Source organism: Paenibacillus sp. SORGH_AS_0306 (genome assembly GCF_030819345.1).
GTDB classification, from domain to species: Bacteria; Bacillota; Bacilli; order Paenibacillales; family Paenibacillaceae; genus Saccharibacillus; species Saccharibacillus kyungheensis.
The window spans coordinates 648158-670113 of the sequence record NZ_JAUTBP010000001.1; the positions used below are offsets into that span (position 1 = coordinate 648158).

21 protein-coding genes and 4 tRNA genes are annotated in these 21956 nt (G+C 37.4%); 20 read left to right on the top strand and 5 right to left on the bottom strand.

The genetic code is table 11. From position 1 onward, the window contains the following. Positions 1 to 89 precede the first annotated feature (89 nt). The 3 genes from QE450_RS02675 to QE450_RS02685 all read left to right on the top strand — a co-directional run bounded on the left by QE450_RS02675 (position 90) and on the right by QE450_RS02685 (position 372). Positions 90 to 164, top strand: a tRNA-Glu gene (locus tag QE450_RS02675). Between the two features lie 14 nt (positions 165 to 178). After that, positions 179 to 254, top strand: a tRNA-Lys gene (locus QE450_RS02680). Positions 255 to 289: 35 nt separating this feature from the next. Next, positions 290 to 372 (top strand) — tRNA-Leu (locus QE450_RS02685). A gap of 216 nt (positions 373 to 588) precedes the next feature. Here the strand turns inward: QE450_RS02685 and QE450_RS02690 are convergent. Further along, entirely contained in the window at positions 589 to 795 is a 207-nt protein-coding gene (locus tag QE450_RS02690) for a helix-turn-helix domain-containing protein (RefSeq protein WP_273615305.1), read from the bottom strand. Positions 796 to 1010: 215 nt separating this feature from the next. Here QE450_RS02690 and QE450_RS02695 point away from each other — a divergent pair, with 215 nt between their 5' ends. Then, a complete protein-coding gene (locus tag QE450_RS02695; RefSeq protein ID WP_204825209.1) occupies positions 1011 to 1373 on the top strand; it encodes a helix-turn-helix domain-containing protein in 363 nt (120 codons plus the stop codon). A gap of 190 nt (positions 1374 to 1563) precedes the next feature. Then, positions 1564 to 1646 (top strand) — tRNA-Leu (locus tag QE450_RS02700). Between the two features lie 129 nt (positions 1647 to 1775). Here QE450_RS02700 and QE450_RS02705 read toward each other — a convergent pair. After that, the gene (locus QE450_RS02705) at positions 1776 to 2285 is read right to left on the bottom strand and encodes a glutathione peroxidase (RefSeq protein WP_273615306.1); all 510 of its coding nucleotides are present in this window, start codon (positions 2283 to 2285) and stop codon (positions 1776 to 1778) included. A gap of 164 nt (positions 2286 to 2449) precedes the next feature. Here QE450_RS02705 and QE450_RS02710 point away from each other — a divergent pair, with 164 nt between their 5' ends. From QE450_RS02710 to QE450_RS02720, 3 genes are all read left to right on the top strand, one after another. Further along, positions 2450 to 2863: an organic hydroperoxide resistance protein gene (locus QE450_RS02710; protein WP_069327155.1), complete on the top strand. Its 414-nt coding sequence runs from the start codon at positions 2450 to 2452 to the stop codon at positions 2861 to 2863. Positions 2864 to 3205: 342 nt separating this feature from the next. Then, positions 3206 to 3481 carry a hypothetical protein gene (locus QE450_RS02715; protein ID WP_273615307.1) on the top strand — a complete coding sequence of 92 codons (276 nt, stop codon included), beginning with the start codon at positions 3206 to 3208 and terminating at the stop codon, positions 3479 to 3481. Positions 3482 to 3579: 98 nt separating this feature from the next. Further along, positions 3580 to 4077 carry a thiol-disulfide oxidoreductase DCC family protein gene (locus tag QE450_RS02720; protein ID WP_273615308.1) on the top strand — a complete coding sequence of 166 codons (498 nt, stop codon included), beginning with the start codon at positions 3580 to 3582 and terminating at the stop codon, positions 4075 to 4077. A 102-nt stretch (positions 4078 to 4179) separates the two neighbouring features. On the opposite strand, the gene QE450_RS02725 is transcribed toward QE450_RS02720, so the two are convergent. Further along, positions 4180 to 5427 carry an outer membrane protein assembly factor BamB family protein gene (locus QE450_RS02725; protein ID WP_307296688.1) on the bottom strand — a complete coding sequence of 416 codons (1248 nt, stop codon included), beginning with the start codon at positions 5425 to 5427 and terminating at the stop codon, positions 4180 to 4182. A 419-nt stretch (positions 5428 to 5846) separates the two neighbouring features. Between QE450_RS02725 and QE450_RS02730 the strand changes: the two genes are divergently transcribed. The 10 genes from QE450_RS02730 (at position 5847) to QE450_RS02775 (ending at position 16952) form a co-directional block, all read left to right on the top strand. Then, complete coding sequence (locus QE450_RS02730) at positions 5847 to 6986, top strand: P-loop NTPase family protein (protein ID WP_274170634.1); 1140 nt, start codon at positions 5847 to 5849, stop codon at positions 6984 to 6986. Beyond that, positions 6983 to 8251, top strand: a complete 1269-nt coding sequence (locus QE450_RS02735; protein ID WP_273615311.1) for a TadA family conjugal transfer-associated ATPase — start codon at positions 6983 to 6985, stop codon at positions 8249 to 8251. The genes QE450_RS02730 and QE450_RS02735 overlap by 4 nt, the downstream gene beginning before the upstream one ends. Before the next feature lie 49 nt (positions 8252 to 8300). Further along, positions 8301 to 9173 (top strand): type II secretion system F family protein, encoded by an 873-nt coding sequence (locus QE450_RS02740; RefSeq protein WP_273615312.1) that lies wholly within the window; start codon positions 8301 to 8303, stop codon positions 9171 to 9173. A 43-nt stretch (positions 9174 to 9216) separates the two neighbouring features. Then, entirely contained in the window at positions 9217 to 10095 is an 879-nt protein-coding gene (locus QE450_RS02745) for a type II secretion system F family protein (RefSeq protein WP_307296693.1), read from the top strand. Between the two features lie 12 nt (positions 10096 to 10107). Beyond that, positions 10108 to 10308 (top strand): Flp1 family type IVb pilin, encoded by a 201-nt coding sequence (locus QE450_RS02750; RefSeq protein WP_307296695.1) that lies wholly within the window; start codon positions 10108 to 10110, stop codon positions 10306 to 10308. 1 nt (position 10309) lies between these two features. Next, on the top strand, positions 10310 to 10981 hold the full coding sequence (locus QE450_RS02755; protein WP_307296699.1) for a TadE/TadG family type IV pilus assembly protein: 672 nt from the start codon (positions 10310 to 10312) through the stop codon (positions 10979 to 10981). 19 nt (positions 10982 to 11000) lie between these two features. After that, complete coding sequence (locus QE450_RS02760; RefSeq protein WP_307296702.1) at positions 11001 to 13283, top strand: TadE/TadG family type IV pilus assembly protein; 2283 nt, start codon at positions 11001 to 11003, stop codon at positions 13281 to 13283. Further along, the gene (locus QE450_RS02765; protein ID WP_307296704.1) at positions 13252 to 14418 is read left to right on the top strand and encodes a TadE/TadG family type IV pilus assembly protein; all 1167 of its coding nucleotides are present in this window, start codon (positions 13252 to 13254) and stop codon (positions 14416 to 14418) included. The genes QE450_RS02760 and QE450_RS02765 overlap by 32 nt, the downstream gene beginning before the upstream one ends. Positions 14419 to 14466: 48 nt before the next feature. Continuing rightward, the gene (locus QE450_RS02770; RefSeq protein ID WP_273615318.1) at positions 14467 to 14979 is read left to right on the top strand and encodes an A24 family peptidase; all 513 of its coding nucleotides are present in this window, start codon (positions 14467 to 14469) and stop codon (positions 14977 to 14979) included. A 110-nt stretch (positions 14980 to 15089) separates the two neighbouring features. Beyond that, a complete protein-coding gene (locus QE450_RS02775) occupies positions 15090 to 16952 on the top strand; it encodes a DUF6382 domain-containing protein (RefSeq protein ID WP_307296706.1) in 1863 nt (620 codons plus the stop codon). Between the two features lie 287 nt (positions 16953 to 17239). Here the strand turns inward: QE450_RS02775 and QE450_RS02780 are convergent, their stop codons facing one another. Then, on the bottom strand, positions 17240 to 18142 hold the full coding sequence (locus QE450_RS02780; protein WP_301261618.1) for a TIGR01777 family oxidoreductase: 903 nt from the start codon (positions 18140 to 18142) through the stop codon (positions 17240 to 17242). Positions 18143 to 18540: 398 nt separating this feature from the next. On the opposite strand from QE450_RS02780, the gene QE450_RS02785 reads away from it, so the two are divergent. Further along, the gene (locus QE450_RS02785) at positions 18541 to 19659 is read left to right on the top strand and encodes a deoxyribonuclease IV (protein ID WP_274170626.1); all 1119 of its coding nucleotides are present in this window, start codon (positions 18541 to 18543) and stop codon (positions 19657 to 19659) included. Positions 19660 to 19812: 153 nt separating this feature from the next. Then, positions 19813 to 20712, top strand: a complete 900-nt coding sequence (gene purU / locus QE450_RS02790) for a formyltetrahydrofolate deformylase (RefSeq protein WP_274170625.1) — start codon at positions 19813 to 19815, stop codon at positions 20710 to 20712. A 296-nt stretch (positions 20713 to 21008) separates the two neighbouring features. Here purU and QE450_RS02795 read toward each other — a convergent pair whose 3' ends face one another. Next, complete coding sequence (locus QE450_RS02795) at positions 21009 to 21485, bottom strand: hypothetical protein (protein ID WP_307296712.1); 477 nt, start codon at positions 21483 to 21485, stop codon at positions 21009 to 21011. Between the last annotated feature and the right edge of the window lie 471 nt (positions 21486 to 21956).

Genomic DNA, 21956 nt, shown 5'->3' on the forward strand with positions numbered 1-21956 from the left:
TCTGTAAATGATAAGTAAAATAATTTCACTATGAAATGCTTGCTATCTATATCGATTCTTGTTATACTCATGTCTGTTGTTAAAAGCATGGCCCGTTGGTCAAGTGGTTAAGACACCTCCCTTTCACGGAGGTAACAGGGGTTCGAGTCCCCTACGGGTCACCATTTATCTACATTGAGAGCCATTAGCTCAGTCGGTAGAGCACCTGACTTTTAATCAGGGTGTCGAAGGTTCGAGCCCTTCATGGCTCACCATTTTTGTAAACAATAGTCCTCAGTTATATTATTGAGCGGTCGTGGTGGAATGGCAGACACGCTACCTTGAGGGGGTAGTGGGTGTATACCCGTGGAGGTTCGAGTCCTCTCGACCGCATATAAAGTAAAAAAAGTCCTAGCTGTTATAGCATGGACTTTTTTTCTAATGTTATAAATATAGGATAGAATAGAGTGCTTATTTTTGGTAGAATATAACGAGTGATTCATTTCTATTCGTCATATCCGTAGTAGAGCTTTGAATACATAAATATGATGCGAATCAATCTTGATCTGCTGTATAGTGCAAGAGCTATAGGTGACCTATGTACGCATATCAGTGGTTACAGTAATCATGAATATCAAGCAGGTCAGCGACTTGTTTACGATATCTGGTTGCTTTGCGTGTCCCGTTAATAAGATTGGATAAGCGGGAAGGAGGAATCCCGTAACGCGTGCAAAATGTCTTCTGATCCATCTGTAATTCTGCTAGACGTTGCTTGATTGCCCAACCGAAGGGGGTAACGGGCTGCTTACGATTCAATAGAAATCACCCCTTAATTTAACATAAAATGATGTATGCTTAGGTTGCAAATAAAGAGTCTCAAATTTATTATTGAACAACCTGTGATATAATTATTTAGGGAAAGTAGTAAAAAAATGTCGCTAAAGTAAGTATATACTTTTTTAAGTTGTTAATCAATAAAAATAACTTAATTGAGTATCTAAAGATAATAACGTCGGGAGTGGAGGTACAATATGCAATCTATCTATGATCGAATCGAAATATTGATTAAGAATAAAGGGATTACTAAAAAATCATTTTGTGAACAATTAAAAATCAGTACAGGTAATTTTGGTGATTGGAAAAGAGGCAAATCGACACCCGGTACACATAAGCTTATAGAAATTGCCGCTTACTTTAACACAAGTCTGGATTGGTTGCTTACAGGGCAAGAACGTCTTCCTGAATTAATTAAAGAGCAGACTGATCCTTATTTTTTTGAACTAATGGGGCAATTGAATTGCCAAGATGAAATACTGTCAGAACAGGAAAAAGGTTTTATTAAAGAATATATTGAATTCACAGTGTATCGCAAAAATAAAAAGCAAGATCAATAATATAAGGTATTCCAAAGTCCGTCGTTCAATGACGGGCTTTTTATATGAAGTAATTTGTACTATATATATAACAAAGCGTAGTAGTCAGTGTTCATTTTATGCTTATTAAGTATGGGAAGTATAAGAAGGTTTACAAGTGACGTTCAGGATAGTATAATATGGAGGTTCGCTATAAGAACGTGATATGTACGCGGTCGTGGTGGAATGGCAGACACGCTACCTTGAGGGGGTAGTGGGTGTATACCCGTGGAGGTTCGAGTCCTCTCGACCGCATTATAAGCTTTATCGAATACAAAGTTACATATTCCTCAACACAAAAAGCCTTTTAAACAGTAAGAGATATTTATATGTCTCTAGGTTTAAAAGGCTTTTTTGTATTAAATTTTAGGATGCTATAAAAAATTATGATGGTGTAGATGAAGAATCTGTATCATTTTTTAACAATTCAAGGATATCTGCTTGTATTTTGTCTGGGGTCGTTTGAGGTGAATATCGTTTGACAGGTTTACCATTACGATCAATTAAGAATTTGGTAAAATTCCATTTAATTGCTTTGGAGCCTAGTATCCCGGGAGCTTCTTTGCTTAAATATTGAAAAAGTGGATGTGCAGAAGAACCTTTGACTTCTAGCTTTTCAAACATAGGAAAAGTAACTCCATAATTCAACTGACAAAATTCAGAAATTTCTTCGTTAGAACCAGGATCTTGTTGACCAAATTGATTACTTGGAAATCCCAAAATTTCGAAATCATGATCTTTAAACTCATCATATAAGTCTTGAAGACCGGCAAATTGAGGAGTGAATCCGCACTTACTCGCTGTATTGACGATTAACATAGGTTTGCCTTTGTAATTTTCTAACGGTACTTTTTCTCCACGAATATTATCAACAGCGTAATCATAGACACTCATACTAATACTCCACCACCCTTTTTTGTTTGGTAACCTATTATAACATGATACAATTTAATTTCAAAAAATAGAGTTCATTGTGTGTCTTACGTTTCATTTTGCTAGAAATGCTTTACAAATATAGTGTTGGTCTAAAATAGCCTATTACAAGGAGCTGAAAAGAAATGGCAGTATATACAGCAAAAGTAACAGTCCACGGTGGACGTCAAGGTAAAGTGGAATCAACTACAGGTGGACTCGATGTAGACTTGGTTATGCCTAAAGAATTAGGTGGCGGCGGAGGTACAGGTACGAATCCAGAAGAATTATTTGCAGCAGGATACGGTGCTTGTTATCAAAGTGCACTAGCAAACGTAGCACGCCAAGCTAAAGTAGATGTAAAAGATACTACAATTGTAAATAACGTTATGCTTGATAAAGATACAGATGGTGGATTCAAACTATCCGTACGTATGGATATTAATATTCCTGGATTATCAAAAGAAGAAGCGACAGACATTGCTAAAAAAGCACATGAATTCTGTCCTTACTCCAAAGCAATTCGCGGAAATATTGATGTACAATTGAATATTGTTTAATTTCGATTGTATTTGTTTTAAATAAGCACAATAGATGAAAGAACCTGAATATTTTCAGGTTCTTTTTTATTTTATCTATACAATTTAGGCTGAAAATGATCATTATCTTAGAATCAAAAGATTAAAAATGATAGAGAAGGGTAAGTGTAGATAACAGAGTATTTTTAAAATAAATTTGTACAAGTAAAATGATCAAATCTATTGCTATGATTGCCTTTTTGACGATATTGTTGCTCCCCCGCAATCAAAATGAGTTGACAGGCAAAGCAAAATTCTTTAAGATGACATAGGTGAATTTCTATTGTTTTAGACCGAAATTTAAAGGATAATGGGTGATCATTAATGGCATATAGACCGAATATTACGGAATTACAAAAAGCTGGTATCAATGAAAAAGATGGTTTGTACGAATTTGTTTTGACACTTGCTGATGGAACACAATGCCGTGTGTTTTACAATCGTTTCCCAGAGTGGAAAATGACAAACATCAATCGTTTGTTAACAACACCTTGCCCAGTATGCCGTAAAGATTTTATTTGTAAATGTATGGATGCATTTGCAGGCGAAATCAATCAACAGATTCAAGATCGTCAATTGATTGATAAAGCACTTTCTTAATATGTAAATAGTTTTCATTAAATTGAAGACGCGGGGGTTTTGTACCCTTGCGTCTTTTTTCTATATTCTGTTATGAATTTATAAGGAGGAATACTATAATGGTAACTGCTAATGTACCTGCAACCAGTCAAGCACCAGTATCCAAACCAGGTGATCCAACAGATAAAACATCAACAGAAGTACAACAATTAATTCATGGGGATCATTCTATTGTGCTAGTAGATGGAGTGTGTCACTTTTGTCAGGGCTTAACCAAAATCATTATTGCTCGTGATCCTAAAGGAACATTCCATTTTGCTTCGATTCAATCAGAGATAGGACAAGAATTGCTCAAACGCGGTGGAATCCGCACCGATACGATGGATACTTTTGTATTGATCGAAAATGGTAAGTATTATACTCGTTCTACAGGAGCACTGCGTATTGCTCGCAAATTACGTTTTCCATGGCCGATGATGTTTGCATTAATGCTTGTACCGAAGCCATTCCGTGATGCCGTCTATAATTATGTAGCTCAAAACCGTTACCGTTGGTTTGGCAAATCAGATCAATGTATGTTACCTAGTCCAGAGATTCGTGGACGATTTATAGATTAATCTCTTTCTATACTAAAAAGATATATATTAAAAAGCACCTTTGTCCTTATCGGATAGAGGTGCTTTTTGAATACTATTTTAAAGGTCAAAAGCTAGAGGATATTATTTTAATACCATTTTGGCAAGCATATCTTCATCTACTGAATAAATAGTATGGTTCACATAATCATTTGGTGCACTTAACGCATTATTTTTGAATACATGCACAGTTGAAAGATTTGTTGGATATAAAATATACGTACGATCATCCAAATTAACAGCTAGATTACCATCATTTGTTTTTTGTACCCATGTATAATCAGCAGAAGGTTCACCTTCTAATTCACGAGAAGCGATCACTTTGCTAGAAGACGTGTTATATAATTTCATCATTTGTTTATCATAAACCACGTATCCAGTGCCAGTAGATTGGGTGAGTGAACCACCTGGAATATTGCGTCCCCACATCAATTTACCTTTGGCATTGAATGCAAACATTTTATTTTTGGTACGATCGATATTCGTCCGAATTAAGACGGTGCTGTCTTTTAGAACAAACATCGAGTCACTGCCATCTCCATAAATATTGATATTCGCAGGGAACTGATAAGAATATAATTTGGTCAAAGCTAGACCGTATACATCGATCTTCGGATTAGGAACAGCTTCCCAACCATTTTGATTTTTGAGCAAGTTACTAGCAGTCACAATAATACGATCGCCTTCTGCTTTGAGCACAGTACCTTGAATATTTTTTGTATTCAGTAATGTCCCCATAGAATCGTAACGACTGATTGTCGATTTGACAACACCTTTTGTATTTACAGTTCCTTGAGAAGAGACTAATAAAGAACTATCTTTGAGCATTGTAATACTGCTTGCTTCTGTTAATGTTTTGACCCAGTTGAGTTTACCTGTTGAATTGATCGAGTGAAGTTTGTATGTTCCATCAGAATATGCGGCATACACATACACTGTTCCATAACTTGAATAGATCATATCTGTATTTAATGTGTAAGGCCCCGCAGATTCATGTAAAGTGTACTGCCATTTCAGTTTCCCCGTTTTGATATCGAAAGCTTTGACTGTATCCAGATACCAGTTATTTTTCGTCTGACCGGTTGTATTAGGGATATCTTGCTGCGTATGTACATACACCAGATTTTTAGATGGAAGCGCGTGTACATCGGTTGCACGAGTCGCGATAGCATTATCCATCTTATCGGTGAACAGGGACGTTGAAGTCCACGAAGGATTCGTTAATGGCATAACGGTATCCGCTGCATACATAAATGAAGGTGAAGCCATACAGATTGCTCCTGTCAAAAGCAAAGCTGCCCATGGCTTAGTGTTAATAGGGCGTTGAAACATAAATTTTCCACCTCTCCTGATTGGCATAGACTGAGTTGATTACTCTGTATCCATTTAACCTTATCTTAATTAAATGCAACAGATGTAACTATAATGTAATATCTCTATATTAAAAACTTGTACTACACAAATGGTAAATATCTATTATACCTATAAAATAGTTATTTAGACTACTGTATAGGTATATATACTTTACTAAATCATAAAGATACTAACTAAAAGTGAGACTATATATTCATATTATTCAATATTTTTTTGAATTTTTTAGTAAAATAGTATTGCAGACCTATAAAATGTATGATATTCTATCGTTAATTGGATAACACATGCAACGGAAGCACCGTTTAAGCATCGCACAATGTATATTGTGTGGTATTTAAACGGTGCTTTTTTTGTTGCATTTTTGAGGGGGAACGTCTATGGCTCCAGTACAAATTGTTCTGGGCGTTGAAGATAGCCAGTATATTGAATTGTTACTGCGCTATGTAAGAGACAGTGAATATGGATCTAAAGTAAGAATCAGAGCATTTTCGAATATAGCTACATTTCGCACCTATATGAATAGTGGGGAACATTCAGGGTTGGTAGCGGCAGAAGATTCTTTTCTTAAAAGCTGGTTAGATAGTGAAAATATTCAGAAACATCGGTGGGTCTGTCTAAATGAATACGGAGAAAAAACTCTTGAAGGTCCTTCGATTGCGAAATATCAGCCTTTACAAAGTTTGCTAGAACAATTATGTGCAATGACCAAGCCTGCAAGCACAGATGTAATACGGCGTGATAATCGTACTGTTGTAACGATGGTACATTCTGCTGTTCCAGGTAGTGGCAAATCGATCACTGCAATTAATATGGTCAAGCAACTTAGTATGAGCGGGCATCATGTATTTTATCTGAATCTAGAATCAGCAAGTAGTACATGGTTACTTCATTGGGATCAGCAACGAGAACAAGGTAATGGACTATCACGCTTATTGTATGATCTGCAAGCATTTGCTGAAAAAAAAGAAATGCCTACTCATCTTCCTTCTTCATACGCAGTGTATGCCGAAGAAATGAAAGCTGATACGTTTGAACCGCCTGAGAATTTAAATGAATTATTGCGAATGACAAAAGAAGAAACGCAAATGTTAATTCGTTATCTTGTAAATAGTGGTGAATACGATCATATCGTTATTGATGGAGAATCTAGCTGGCATGACCGGATACAGGTGGCATTACAAGAAAGTGATCGAGTGTTATGGCTATTAACGGATGATCTACCTTGTATGAACAAAACAGCGATCTGGATGTCTTATTGGGAAAATCATTATGCAAGCTTGTATCAGGAATTGCGAGCCAAAACGTCGTTTATTATGAACAAATTTAACGGCAGTATTGTGAATGTATTGCCGGTAGAAGATATGCAATTAGAAGGTACACTGGCATATGTTCCTTCTTGGAAGCAAGTGACGAATAGCGAATTGTTATGGTGCTCTCCTATTTTTCAACGAGATATTCTGAAATTATGCCAGTCCGGTACATATGATCTTCGCAGTACTAATGGGGTGGAAATGTGAACGAAGACTTATTTATAACATTACGGGATGAAGTACGATCTGGATTAGATGTAACATTTACTATCGATGATGATGAACTGATGCAACGTATCGAGCAGAAAGTATTAGATCAACAACGTTATCCTAACTTAACAGCTGGTGAGAAAAGACGGTTAGTACGGCAAGTATTTGATTCGTTTCGTGGATTAGATATTTTACAACCGCTTGTAGATGATAAAAGTGTGACCGAGATTATGATCAATAGCCATACTGATATTTTTATTGAACGTAATGGACAAGTGATGCGTAATGCTACAGTCTTTGAATCTAGAGATCGATTAGAAGATATTATTCAGACGATTGTATCGGGTGTTAACCGGGTGGTCAATGAATCTTCTCCGATTGTTGATGCAAGACTCAAAGATGGATCACGTGTCAATATTGTACTTCCACCTGTTGCGCTTAAAGGTCCTACGATGACGATTCGTAAATTTCCAGAGCAACCGATGACGATGAGTGATCTGGTTCGTATGGGCGCAATTGCTCCTGTTGCGTCTAACTTGCTACAGACGCTTGTTCAAAGTAAGTTTAATATCTTTATCAGTGGTGGTACAGGTTCTGGAAAAACTACTTTTCTTAACGCTCTTTCTCAATACATTCCTGAGGATGAACGTGTAATCACGATTGAAGATTCGGCGGAATTACAGATCAAAACGATTCCTAATCTTGTCTCTATGGAGACACGTAATTCCAATACTGAAGGAAAAGGTGAAATTTCAATACGTGATCTGATTCGTTCTTCTCTACGTATGCGTCCCAATCGGATTGTAGTCGGTGAGGTTAGGGGCTCAGAAGCACTGGATATGCTACAAGCGATGAATACAGGCCATGATGGTTCATTATCTACAGGTCATGCTAACAGCGCTGTAGACATGATCAGTCGTTTAGAAACGATGGTGCTTAGCGGAGCAGATCTACCGATGCAAGTCGTACGTAAGCAGATTAGTTCAGCGATTGATATTTTTGTTCATTTGGCTCGCTTGCGTGATCGTTCACGCCGTATTGTAGAAATTTCCGAAGTACGAGGAATGGTAGATGGTGAAGTGGTCTTGAATCCTTTATTCGTATTTCAAGAGTCTGGTGAAAAAGAAGGTCGAATTATCGGCGATCTTGTACCTACAGGCAATCTATTGATTCATACAGATAAATTACGAGCTGCTGGAATCGAAGAATGGCGTAAATTAGCTTCGATGTATACACCTACTGCGGAACATAGCAGAGTATAACGTATTTACTCAGCATTTACGTAAAGACATATGAAGAAAGGAGAACAATATGTTCAAAGCTAATCAAGCAGGAAAAAGGCAACCGGCTACACCTGTAGCACAAGTCAATCCTGCTGTACCTAATCCATCTTCGTCGCCACTTCCACCACTTGCACGTTCTGAACAGCCGCGCGCAGAGTTAGCTGATTATACGGTGTATCATTTATCTGCTTTACAGCGAATAAGCTGTATTGTATTGTGCGCAGTTTTGTTTATGATGATTGGCTATTTATTTTACCATCAATGGATTATTGCTAGTGTATTGGCGATAGGAGCATGGTTTATGCCGAAGTTACTTCGCAAACATTTACTAGAACGCAAACGTGCTGCTTTGAGTTCCCATTTCAAACAAGCGTTATATTCATTGTCATCTTCGCTAGCTGTAGGACGTTCAGTGGAAAATGGATTTCGCGAAGCAGCGCAGGACTTACGGATGTTATATCCAGATGGTGATAACGATATGATTCGAGAACTGAATATTATTACTACACGGTTGGAGTATGGGCAACCCATAGAAGAAGCATTACAAGATTTTAGCGATCGAGCGATGAATGAAGATATTACGAATTTTGCAGATGTATTTGTGACGTGTAAGCGTACCGGTGGTGATCTGGTAGAAGTAGTACGTAAAACGTCTGCAACTATCGGTGAAAAGTTAGATATTCAGCAAGAGATATCCGTTATGATTTCGCAGAAAAAATTTGAATCTAATGCGCTTGTAGCGACTCCCTTTTTCTTTCTGATCTTTTTAAATGTAACAGCAGCAGACTTTATGAAGCCATTATATGGTAATCCGATTGGTATTGTGATTTCTACGATTTGTTTGGCGGCATTGGGGTTCTGTTACTGGTTAATTCGGAAGTTTATGAATATCAAAGTGTAAACCAGTATCACAATAAGCTGGAAGGGAGGTGAACAAACTGCTTTTGATATGGTTGGAAGGGTTGTTGGCGACAGCATTAGTGATCGGATGGGTCGTACTGAATCAAAGTGCCAGTACGTTACATAAAGAGCTTGCCAAGCTACCATTAGAAGTGATTAAGCTAAGACCACTTTTACCAGCTATGTTGGTATTGCTCGAAAAAATTCGCTTTGTATCACGATTTTCAGGGGTGTTTTACCGGATTCAGAGCTCGATTCAAAAAGGTTTTGGGGTGCATCGTAGCGGTGAAATGACCTTGCTTTATATTGCAGAAATGGCGGGCTATATCTGGTTATTACTAACAGGTGGATTGTTGATGGCGGCGATCTCGGGCGGTAGTATGACATGGTTAGTTATGGGAGTAGGGCTAGCGGTAATGCTTCCTGTTGGATTGTTCCGCGATCTGCAAAAAAAAGTTCATGAACGTGAACAAGATATTTTACTGGAATTGCCTGAATTTTTGAATAAAATTGTACTTCTTGTAGGTGCAGGCGAAACAGTCCAAAAAGCGATTGTACGTTGTGTACAACGTAAACAAGGTGAAGACGCAGATCATCCATTGTACAAAGAATTATATCGTATGGTACGTGAAATGGAGAATGGCTACTCTTTTCAGCAAGGATTAGAGTCATTCAGTAAACGATGTGGAGTTCAGGAAGTTTCGGTGTTTACAACAACAGTACTGCTTAATTTCCGTCGGGGTGGTGGAGAGTTTGGATTAGCATTACGCGATCTTTCACGTACGTTGTGGGATAAACGTAAAGCTGTAAGTCGTGTACGAGGAGAACAAGCTTCTTCTAAAATGGTATTTCCTATGGTTTTGATTTTTGTAGTAGTTATGGTTCTTGTCGGTACGCCAGCATTTATGATGATGAATATGTAGGAGGAAAATATAATGACAAATTTAATTAAAGGTTCATGGAGCGCAGTTCAAAACTTCTGGAGTAATGAAGAAGGTATTGGGACATTAGAAATGGTACTTATCGTAGCAGTTATTTTGATTATTGCTTTAGCTTTTAAAGAAAAAATTACTGGTATTGTTAATAGTTTACTTGCTCATCTTCAAACTAAAAGCGAAACATTTAAACAACCTTAATATGAATATCCAACGTTTTTGGAAAAATACTAAAGGGAGCTTCACACTTGAAGCTTCCATCGTTTTTCCTATTATCCTGTTCACAACGTTGTTAATTCTATTTATGTGTATGTACCAATATCAAAATACAATGCTCAAACAAGCAGCATCCAAAACTTCAGAGCGTGCTGCGTATACGTGGGATAACAGTCATAAAGATATAAATACAGGTGCTTTTCCGCAAGGTCAAGATGATGGTCTGTACTGGCGTATTACAGATGATAGTATGATCAGTGCACTCTTTGGATGGGCAGGAGCTACCAATACAGCAAATGTTGCTATTCCAGGTGGAGGTAGTGGATCATTGCCAGCAACTAAATTATCAGCGGCTGCTTCATGGATACCGGGCAAAATGACTGGGAATACAACGTATAACAACCATTTGATGATGCGAAATGTAAATACAACTTTAAGTGAACCTATTTCATTAGGGGCATTAGAACGTGAATTGGGTCATCCACTACGAAGTGAAGTTAGCGCAAGTTCAGTTGTTGTGGAACCAGTAGAATTTATTCGTACGATTGAATTAATGCGTTATTACGGAGCCAAATTTACGGGGAAATATGGTACGGCTATGAACATGGGGCGTGCTGGAACCGTACTGCAATGGTTTTCTACAGCAGCAGGTAGTTGAAGCAGGAGTGTGAATCATTTTGAGAAAAGCACGTAAATCACAAGTAAGACTAAAAATCACATATTGGAAAAAGTTATTACTACGCAAGTTAGCAGATACACAAGGCGCTGTCTCTATTTTTATGATTGTTGTACTTGCAGGTGTTTTTTTATTTACAGCAGTTTTTATCGATTACTCGCGTATAGCAGCGATGGAAGTACAATCCGAGCGATTAGCACATGCAGCTGTTCGTTCAGCAATGTCTGCGTTTGATACCGATCTCCAACAACAATACGGATTATTTGCTGCAGGAGAATCTGATCCTACACAACTGTTAGATACGGCGTTAAATGAGAATTTTAATTATACCGAGAATACAGATAGTTTTAAATTAATTCCGATGAAAGCAGCTAACACTTCGATTCAATTAAGTCGACCTTTAGGAAGTTATGATGTTTTTAATCACCAGATTCAAGAAGAAATGAAATATAAAGCGCCTATAGATTTCACCATAGAAATTGTAGATAAATTTAAAGGCATGTCCGGTGTACTAAAAGAAGCAAGTCAAACGGTTAATGTCCTAGAAGATGTACGCGAGCCCTATGATAAGCGTGAACAAGAAATAGATAAATTAATAGCTTTGCAGAAAAAAACGGCAGGTGAAGTTCAAGAATTAACAACTAAAATTATGAATCCTGTCAAAAATTCTATCGCTAACAAAAATGTAGGAGCGATTACGTCAGTCGCCGATATTGCAGCTCAGTTCAATAATTATACAGCTTTGATAGCTGAAGATAAAAAGCGTAAGAAAAAAGATAAAAGTCCGATCAATACAGCCAAAATTTCTGCGTACAAAAGTAAATCTAAAACATTTCTATCTAATTTGTCACGAGATTACAAAGATCTAATTAATACTCACGAAAATACGTACAAAGACGCCAATGAAATTATGGTTAAAATCAAACAATATAATCAAGAAATTGCTCGCATTATTGAAGAAGCCAAAACACGTACACAAAATGAAGCATATGAACGAGTACGAAATACAAATATACCGGGTGGATCGAATGCTGGAGATGCAGAATCGGAAGCTAAATTAGCAGAACTTCGCAAAAATCTAGAACAACTTGTTTTATCGGATGATCTACTGGGCAAAATGGAAAGTTCGATCAAAACACAAAAAGATGATTACACGACAGCTACGTATGCTATTAGCAACTTAATTACAGAAGCTACAGCTCAACTTACCAAAACAACTGGCGATGCTAACTCGTTAAAAAGCAGTACCATTCGTACCGCTAAGCTTTTACAAAAATATATTGATAATTATACAGGCAAAGCGCCTAACGGAATCATGGGTGTGATCGAGCATGATCTCAAAGCAGCAAGATCAGGAACAGAAACAAAAGCAGCTTCAGAAGCGAAAGCAAAAGAAGAATTGAAAAAAGCTAAAAAAATGTTGGCTCAAATCGTAGGGGCAGCCGCTGCTGCAAGGTTATTAGCTAAAGAATTCGATGAAGTAGATGGATATTACAAAGAAAGTATCGCTTTTAACGGTGCAGATGGAGGAGCTACCTCTGACTCTACTATGGATAATGATCCTTATAAAGAAAGCAAAAACGCTATGGGTGCGATGGATGTTGTATTTGGTGGTTTATCCGATGCTCTTCTAGCAGGAAGAAATGAATTTTTCCAAAATGAATATGCGATTCAGTATTTTAATACGTTCGATATTATTCAGCTTCAAGGGTTATTAGATACGTTATCAGAAGGCTCAATTACAGATGCGCTTGAAGAGGCTGGAGTACGTAATCAGCAGATTGAATACATTATTTACGGTATTAACGATCCTTCTGCTAATATTGCTGCGGCATATAGCGAAATTTTTGGAATGAGACTTGCGATTCGTACTGCTGAAGGACTTGTTAAAAATGCAAATCTAGGGCATCCCCTAGCTGTTCTTGCAGCAGGAGTTGCTTATGGAGTAGAGATGGCAATCAAAGACATGATCGAACTGCTCAATACAGGTAAAACGAAATTATCGGCGTATTTCCCGATAGAATTTGAATATCGAGATTATATGCGTTTGTTTTTGTTGCAACCTAGTAATGAGAAAAAAATGTCTCGTATGTTGGCGTTAATTCGCTTTTTAACAGATATCAATCCAGCAGAACGAAATACGTATGCGTCTGCTCATATACGAACAGCGATGCCTATTTGGTTTTTACCAGGTGTAATCAAAATGGTGAACTCAACCAGCGTGAATAGTTCTATAGAACAGGGTGTGTATTATGCAGATAAACAAGCAGATTACTCCTATTAAAAGCAAAAATAGGATTCAGCAAATCGGTGTGTTTAACACTGCATCCCGATTTGTTGCTACCTACTCTTCCAAAAGCACAAATGATCGATTTGATCATACCTATCATTCCCAATCTTCACCTTCTAATAATGTATATGAACTCAAAAATCCTTCTCCAAATCGTCGTGCAAAATGTACTTTTTTTAAAAATGGAGAACGAGGCAGTATCGTATTAGAAGCCGCTATGGTATTACCGATTTTTTTATTTATTTCTATTTTTCTAGTCTATTTAGTGCAAATGACGTTGGTATATACAGCGATGCAAAATGTAACTTCTGATACAGCCAGATATGTAGCTACTCATATGTATCCTGTTCAATTAGCCGCAGATAATTTGGTTGCAAAAAAAATTCTGCCTGCTGAATCGATGCGACTACCCAAATTAACATTTACAGAACTGGCATCCAAATATCAAGATTCTGTCCCTGCTCCGCTAAATACATGGATGATGGAAGCGGCAAGTAGTGGAGATATCAAGTTACAAGAAATGAAAAATCAATTATCTGCACCTGCACTCGATACAATGATCAAACCATTGATGCAGAAGCTATCAGCAGAAAATAAATTGGATTATGAACGTATTCATGTCACTCAAGTCACCGTACCTGATCTTACAGCCAAAACGCATCCGTATTTTGGAATTGAGATCCGTTACGAATTACCTTTCAAAATTCCTTTGATCTTTAAACCGATTGTGTTGCAAGCAAGAGCAACCGAACGATTGTGGATTGGAGATACTGGAGAATTTGGTGAAGATGCAGTCGCAGAAGCCACTAAAGAGACAGGCGTATCTGTAGTGTCGGTTCCTTCACCTGCTCATCCAGAATCAAATATTTCAATTGTAGCCAAAGCACCACCCGGTACAACGGTTCATCTTAATATTCAATATAAAAGTGGAAACAGTACTGCACAGGGATTGGGTCAGGCGACAGTCGATGCAGAGGGCAATGTGAATTGGACATGGAAAATCCCTTCTAATGCAACACCGGGATGGGCGAATTACACAATCACTACAGCAGATGGAAAAGAAGTTAGAGGTGTATTCCAAGTGGCAGAATACGATGGTCGACCTGTTATTGGTAGTGCAGCTTCATAATCAAACTATAATATTTATTTGGATATTAAAAGGGGATACAGAATAGCAATGGAAACGATATTTATCGGCGGTGGAGTTTTTATATTATGGGCATTTTGGACAGATATCAAAGAACGCAAAATTCCTAATATACTGAATATTTTATTTATAGTCAGTGGATTACTATATCATGCGGTAATGTCTGGTTGGGATGGTCTAGCTTTTGCTGGTAAAGGGTTTCTATTGGGATTCGGTATCATGCTTATTCTTCATTGGATGAAGGCTGTAGGCGCAGGTGATGTGAAATTGTTTGGTGGGATCGGTGTATGGTTTGGGATGGGAATGACTGCACAGGTAATGATATATTCTATTATTTTCGCAGGTATCATTGGTCTCTTTATTATGCTGTGGAGACGTGAAACGATTGTACGTATGCGTAGAGTATTCTGGAAGCTTGCAGGTTCTGTGTTATGGAAACAATCGATTCGCTCAACAGAAGCTGAACACCAACAATTTTTAACATTCCCTTTTATGACCGCCGTATTACCAGGAGTCGCTTTTTGTTATTTTTTTATCACATAAAACTAAATCTGCTTACACAGCATAAGTGATTCATCATTCACATGCTGTCATTTGAGTATCTTGTATACACATTAATATTAGGCAAAGAAAGTAAGGGGGCATGTATGATCATGCAAAAATTAACACAGGATTTTGTACAAGATGGCAAAACATATATGATTGTAGGTCGTGAGCAAGGTTTTCAAAATAGCGATCTGAGTAAAGCACAGACAGGAATGATGCTAGCTTCTCGTATTCGCGGAGTGTTACAACTTCATTTACAAGAAGTCGATCTACAAGCTGTACTACGTTATGACATTACAGGCAAACGAATGCTTAAACATTGTATGCAAGGCGAAATGATGGGCATTGCAGAGTATCTAGGTCTATTATTACAAGTGGTTTCTACTCTCGAAGAAAGTAGTCAGCATATGTTGTCGATGACCAATTATGTACTGGATGAAGAATATATTTTTGTAGAAGGTTCACTACAAGCGGGCACATTACATTTTACATATATTCCGGTTATGGAAACATTAAATGAAGAACCTGTACAAATGATTTTGAGTCAACTGGCTTCCAGGTGGATGACTTCTGTAGCTGAATTAAGTGGTAACCAGATTCAGCGCATTTTGCGTTACTGTCATGCAGAAGATTTTACGATCAAAGGCATCAAAATGTTACTGCTTGAATTACTTGGCAATCCACAGCAAATGATAGATCTTACGCCACAACCTGCTCAATCTGCTACTTCAAAATGGATTGATCCGGCAGAATTACGAAATAAGCAAGTTCAGTCATTTTCAAATGCTATACCATCACAAGAATCGTTATCTGCTAATTCTAGATACCAACAAGAAGTAAATATTCCAGCTCAACCTGCAAACAATCCTATTTTACAACATATGCAGAATAAGAAAAAAAGAACAGATCTATCAGAAGTAGCTGCGCCTTCTTTACCAAGCCAGCAGAATCATAAGCCAACCAAAATGTCTAAAGGTCAAAGTTCAGCTACCTCAACACAACCGACACCAGATCAGGAAGTACAACCGATGCCTTCAGCTCATCGAACATATTTGCTAGCAGGAGGAGCTTTAGTAACAGCTATGATCTGGAAATTTGGCTATCTTTCGCATAGCAATGATTTTATGTTGTATGGTTGTACAGCTTTGACTGTAGCGATCGGTTTAGTAATTTATATGATCTTGAAAGGTAAATCTCCACTTAAAAATGGGCTTCAAATGCCTTCTTTTGTTCGTAATAAGAAGTCAGAAGAGGAAGATGGAAACGAAAGTTGGCGCTGGCAAGCAGATCCTGTGTTAGCAGGCGGAGGAGGGCTAGCTTCAGCAACGATACCTTCCACACCGGCACCTGATCCGCTGCGCTGGCGGGATGAGAATATTGCTGCTATTTTTGGTTCGGATACACCAGAACAATTATCGATTCGTAGTCAAAATGCGATGATGAATAGAAATGAACAACAGTCAGGCTCCTATTCTACTACAGGTTCACCTATAGAGTTTGGTCGTTCAGCACAGGCTTCATCTATACCTAATTATCATGAAGACAATTATTCACAACAATCATCTCATCATAGTACAGAGATGCTTTCTCCTCATATGGCAACTGTATTGTTAGGACAAGATGCTTCTAATGATCAGGCTTATAGTCATTCGGGAGTTCAACCCTTTACAGGATATTTAGAACGTAGAGAAAATGGAACGATGCAGATGGAGCCTATCCGCTTAACACGAGGAAGCTTTATTATTGGTAGAGCTGCAGAAGGTGTTCATTATTTGGAAAAATCGACTGGCACTTCACGTAATCATGTAGAATTGGAAATTAGTGACCAACAAATTACGATCAAAGATTTAAGTTCGCGTAATGGAACTATTCTTAAAGGAGAACCAATCGTACCGTACAAAGAGTATCTTTTACATGAAGGTGATACTTTTACTATTGCGCAAGCAGTATATACGTTGCGGTTAGGTTGATATAATTTTAAAGCTATGTACTATCATTGTGATTAATAAATGATAAAAGCTAAATAATTAAGATACTATAGCAAAAGAGTCAGGCAGTAAGATACTACAGCAAAGACGTAAGACACTACAGCAAAAAAGCGATTTCTTTAGAGTATATTAAAGAAATCGCCTTTATTCTTTTTTCCAACCTGTACAAATAATAAGTATAAGCAAACAGTCTATTATTTTACATGTATGATTATAGAGTTGATAATTAGAAGATACCGCATTACATCATATCTCTAAATATCTCTAAATTATTGCGTTTTTTCGATATGTTCTAAAGCTCCATATATCTCAGGGAAAAGAAACGTAAATCCATGATCCATTGCTTTTTTCGGGATAACACGTTGTCCATCTAGTAAAATATCTGACATTTCTCCTAATGTTGGTTTGAGCGCAATACTTGGAACATGGAACCAGTGTGGACGATGCGTAACTTTAGCTATCGTTTTTCCCAGATCCGCATAACGTACAGGATTAGGAGAAGACGCATTGATCGGGCCTTCAATCGCTTTGTTTTTAACACAAAAGTCGATCAATCTCACCATATCATCAATATGAATCCATGAGTTCCACTGCTTTCCTGATCCTAATTTACCCCCAGCCATAAGGATATAAGGGAGTCTCATCATCGGGTATGCACCTTTATGTTTGTCGAGTACAATACTAACTCTCAGCTTGATTAGACGGACACCTTTGATACTATCCGCTACTGCTTCCCATTGTTCTGCAAGGCTAGAAGGAAAATTCATCGTTCTTTTAGGGCTATTTTCATCAAATGTTTCCGTATCTGAAGTACCGTAAATTGCCATAGCACTTGCTTGAACAACGACTTCAGGCTTTTTCTTTAATGCCTCGATCGCTTTGGAAACGATATTAACCGTTCTCATTCTTGATTCTACTAATTCAAGTTTGGTTTTGGTTGTCCATCTTTGATTTAGCGTCTCTCCCGAAAGATTAACGATCACGTCTGCCCCTTCTAATTGAGTAGGATTTTGTTCCATATCGTTCCAGGTGATATAGTTTACTGCTGGATTAGATTTGGATGTATCTGGAAGCTTACGAGTCACTACAGTCAGATCATGATTTTCTTGAAGCCAAAATGGAACCAAATGACTACCTACTAAACCTGTACCACCACACACAACAATATTCATATAAATCCTCCTATTTAATCTAAAGTGAGTTCACTATGTCCTGTTCGTGACGCCTATAGTAGAGTCTGTTTACATCAACAATATTTATTATGTTTATCCGATTCTATACATTCTTTTTCTATATAATCTTTATTGAAAATACATTAGTACATTCAATCTATGAATCCAGTCATATAATCAATATAGTTATCCATGTATAAGATAGATTAATCTTATTCCACTGATGTTAAGCATTAATTATTCTTCTATTCAATGATTACCCATAATTGCTACAGGTGATCTGATCAACAGACGATGAATTTAAGATGAAAAGCACAGCTATTTCTAGATTTATTTTGGTATTCACGTTAAAATAGGTGAGATTCGCGAATAGCGGAACAATAAGGAGGAAATACACTATGTTAAAGATCGGTTCCCATGTATCACTTTCCAGTAAAGGGTTACTCAGTGCAGCGAATGAGGCAGATACATATGGCTCAAGCTCATTTATGATATATACCGGAGCGCCGCAAAATACGCGCCGTAAACCTATAGATACGTTATTTATTGAAGAAGGCAAACAAAAAATGCAAACGATGGGTGTAGAAGAAATCGTTGTGCATGCACCTTATATCATTAATTTAGGTTCTTACAAAGAAAATATCTACGAATTGGCAGTTGATTTTTTACAAGAAGAAATTCGTCGTACTCATCAAATCGGGGTGCGTAATATCGTGCTTCATCCAGGTGCTTTTACAGATATGGATGCTGAATTTGGTATTAAACGTATTGCAGAAGGTCTGGAAAAAGTATTATCCGGTGTATCCGAAACGGATGTAAATATCGCGTTGGAGACAATGGCTGGCAAAGGAACAGAAGTAGGACGTAGCTTTGAAGAAATTGCGCAGATTATTGATATGGTTCCTCATAATGAGCGCTTAACGATTTGTTTTGATACATGTCATACCCATGATGCCGGTTATGATCTTGTTAATGATTTGGACGGAGTCTTGGAGAAATTTGATCGTCTTATCGGATTGGATCGACTTACTGTTGTCCATGTGAACGATAGTAAAAATCCAACAGGCGCAGGCAAAGACCGTCATACTACACTAGGTTCGGGTTGGATCGGTTATGAAGCACTTAGTCGTGTTGTGCATCATGATCAGTTGAAAGGTCGTCCGTTTATTTTGGAAACGCCGTGGATCGGTAAAGATGCGAAAACACAGCGTCCGATGTACGAAGCTGAAATTGCTTTGCTACGTGGTGATCTAACTGGTCGCTTTGGAGCAGGTTTCTTGGAAGATGTAGAAAAATTACATCATTTCTTTGAAGGGCAACAGATTGAAGCACGTCCATATATTTTGGAAACATGGGATATGCTGAAAAGCGATGCTAAAGCGCGTAAAGCAGACCCTCGTGAACCGATGGAACGTCTATACGATATGGTGATTGCTGAAGGATTATTTACCGAGTTGAGTGAAGAAGCATTGAATCACCGTTTAACTGCTTACTTTGCAGGGAAAAGTATTCTTTAATTGCACCCAATGTCTATGAATAGCTAATCATATCAGGATAAGTAAACACATTTTTTTGAATGAATATTAATAAATTTGAATAAATATATTTACTTTCTTAGCATCATGACATAGATTGTAATATAAGATATTTGAAGGGGGAACGAAGATTCAATGGAAGTACATGTAAAACGAAATCAAACTGCAAGAGAAGAACAACAAGAAAATCGCGCCCGTATGCTGATTTCTTGCCCGGATGGCCCTGGAATCGTAGCTACTGTATCACGCTTTTTATTTGAACATGGAGCGAATATTGTTCAATCTGATCAATATACGATGAATCCAGCAGGCGGTATGTTCTTTATGCGTGTCGAATTTGATCTACCTGAATTAAGTAAAAATCTACCTGCGCTAGAAAGTGATTTTCAAGCAGTAGGAGATCAGTTCAAAATGGAATGGACGATTAATCAGGTGAGTCGCAAAAAAAGACTAGCGATTTTTGTATCCAAAGAAGATCATTGTCTGGTGGAATTGTTATGGCACTGGCAAGCAGGTGATCTGGATGCAGATATTGCAATGGTGATCAGTAACCATAATGATATGCGTAGCTATGTAGAATCATTTGGTATTCCTTTCCATCATATTCCAGTGACTGCGGATACGAAAAAAGAAGCAGAGCAAAAGCAATTAGAAGTGATCGGTTCAGATATTGATCTGATTGTACTTGCTCGTTATATGCAAATTATTTCGCCGTTATTTATTGAGCATTTCCGTAATCGGATTATCAATATTCACCATTCGTTCTTGCCTGCATTTGTAGGTGGTAAGCCTTATGCGCAAGCGTATGATCGTGGTGTTAAAATTATTGGTGCAACAGCTCACTATGTAACAGAAGAGCTTGATGGTGGCCCGATTATTGAGCAGGATGTACAACGTGTAAGTCATAGCGACAATGTAAATGAATTGAAGCGTATTGGTCGTACGATTGAACGTGTAGTATTAGCACGTGCAGTGCAATGGCACGCAGAAGATCGTGTACTGGTACATCAAAACAAAACAGTCGTTTTTAATTAATCCTTTGTCATCATAATCGCTTTTTATTCAATCGATAGCAGTATATGACAAGCTGTATTATAAATATGTAAAAAGCACGAATGATCTTTTGCTGTTATTTAGCAGAAAATCATTCGTGCTTTTTTTATTACTACGTTAATGTTGTGTTAATACAGATCAAGTATGCTAAAGAGAATATAGATACAGCTCTATCCAAAGAAAATTTATAAATGTAATCCTGCTACATCAAATTACATAAAAAATAGTGGGAATGATCTACATAGTATTCACTAATCTGCACAAAAGAAAATCTGGAATTAAAGCTTATTGTTCTTTTCTATTTCGGCTCTATTTCGGCGTATTAATAATATTGTTCCAAGTAATCCTAAAGACAATCCGTATAACAAATGACCTGCTAACCAGTACCCGTAAGCAACTATATCGGTAATGTCTGGCACTCGATCAGACATCAATGTTAACGGAATAAATAAAAAAGAAGAGGCAATACCAATATATAGACCGTACTTCCACGGATGCGGAGAAATTCGAATCCATATACTGTAGATCCAGGCAATAATGATCGCCACCACAAGATGTAAAGCAAATTCAATCGGTTCAGGCAAACGTTCCGGTAAAAAAGGAACAAAATCGATATTCAATAAAAGTGTATAAACCAATGAACCAGTTGCATATTGAATCCATTTCAAAAAGAAGCCCAAAATAAACCCGCTAATCAAGCCCAACAACAATGCATACGTAAACTCGACGACCCATATCCGATTCTGCTTTATCATGAAAACCTCATTTCTTTAGCGCTTAAAATTAACAACGCGACTGAATGTCATAAAATGAATAATAATTTTTGCAACGTACTTTGCAACGTACATTATGTTGAGCGATCGCTTATCCGTATGTTATTACCACTAGCAAAAATAGTTCCTAACAGAAAATAGTTAATAACACACAATAGTTACTAACAGCTATAACAACAGACTAGCCGGAATAACAGACGAAATACGATAAAATAAAACGTGTTTTTCTAAAACTAAATGCATAACTTCCTTTTCGTTATAGCCAGTTTGGGTATAAATAAGGATGAAGTTAAATAACGTTCTGGCAAACTTCTCAAACAAGTGTTACAATGGTTGAAGGCTAATAAGTCAAATTGAAAGACTCAAGAGGATTTATTTCATTTGCGACTTTGCTAAGATCTGATATTCAGATGAAATAGAATCTCAAGCACCTCGCTTTACCAAGAAGAATGA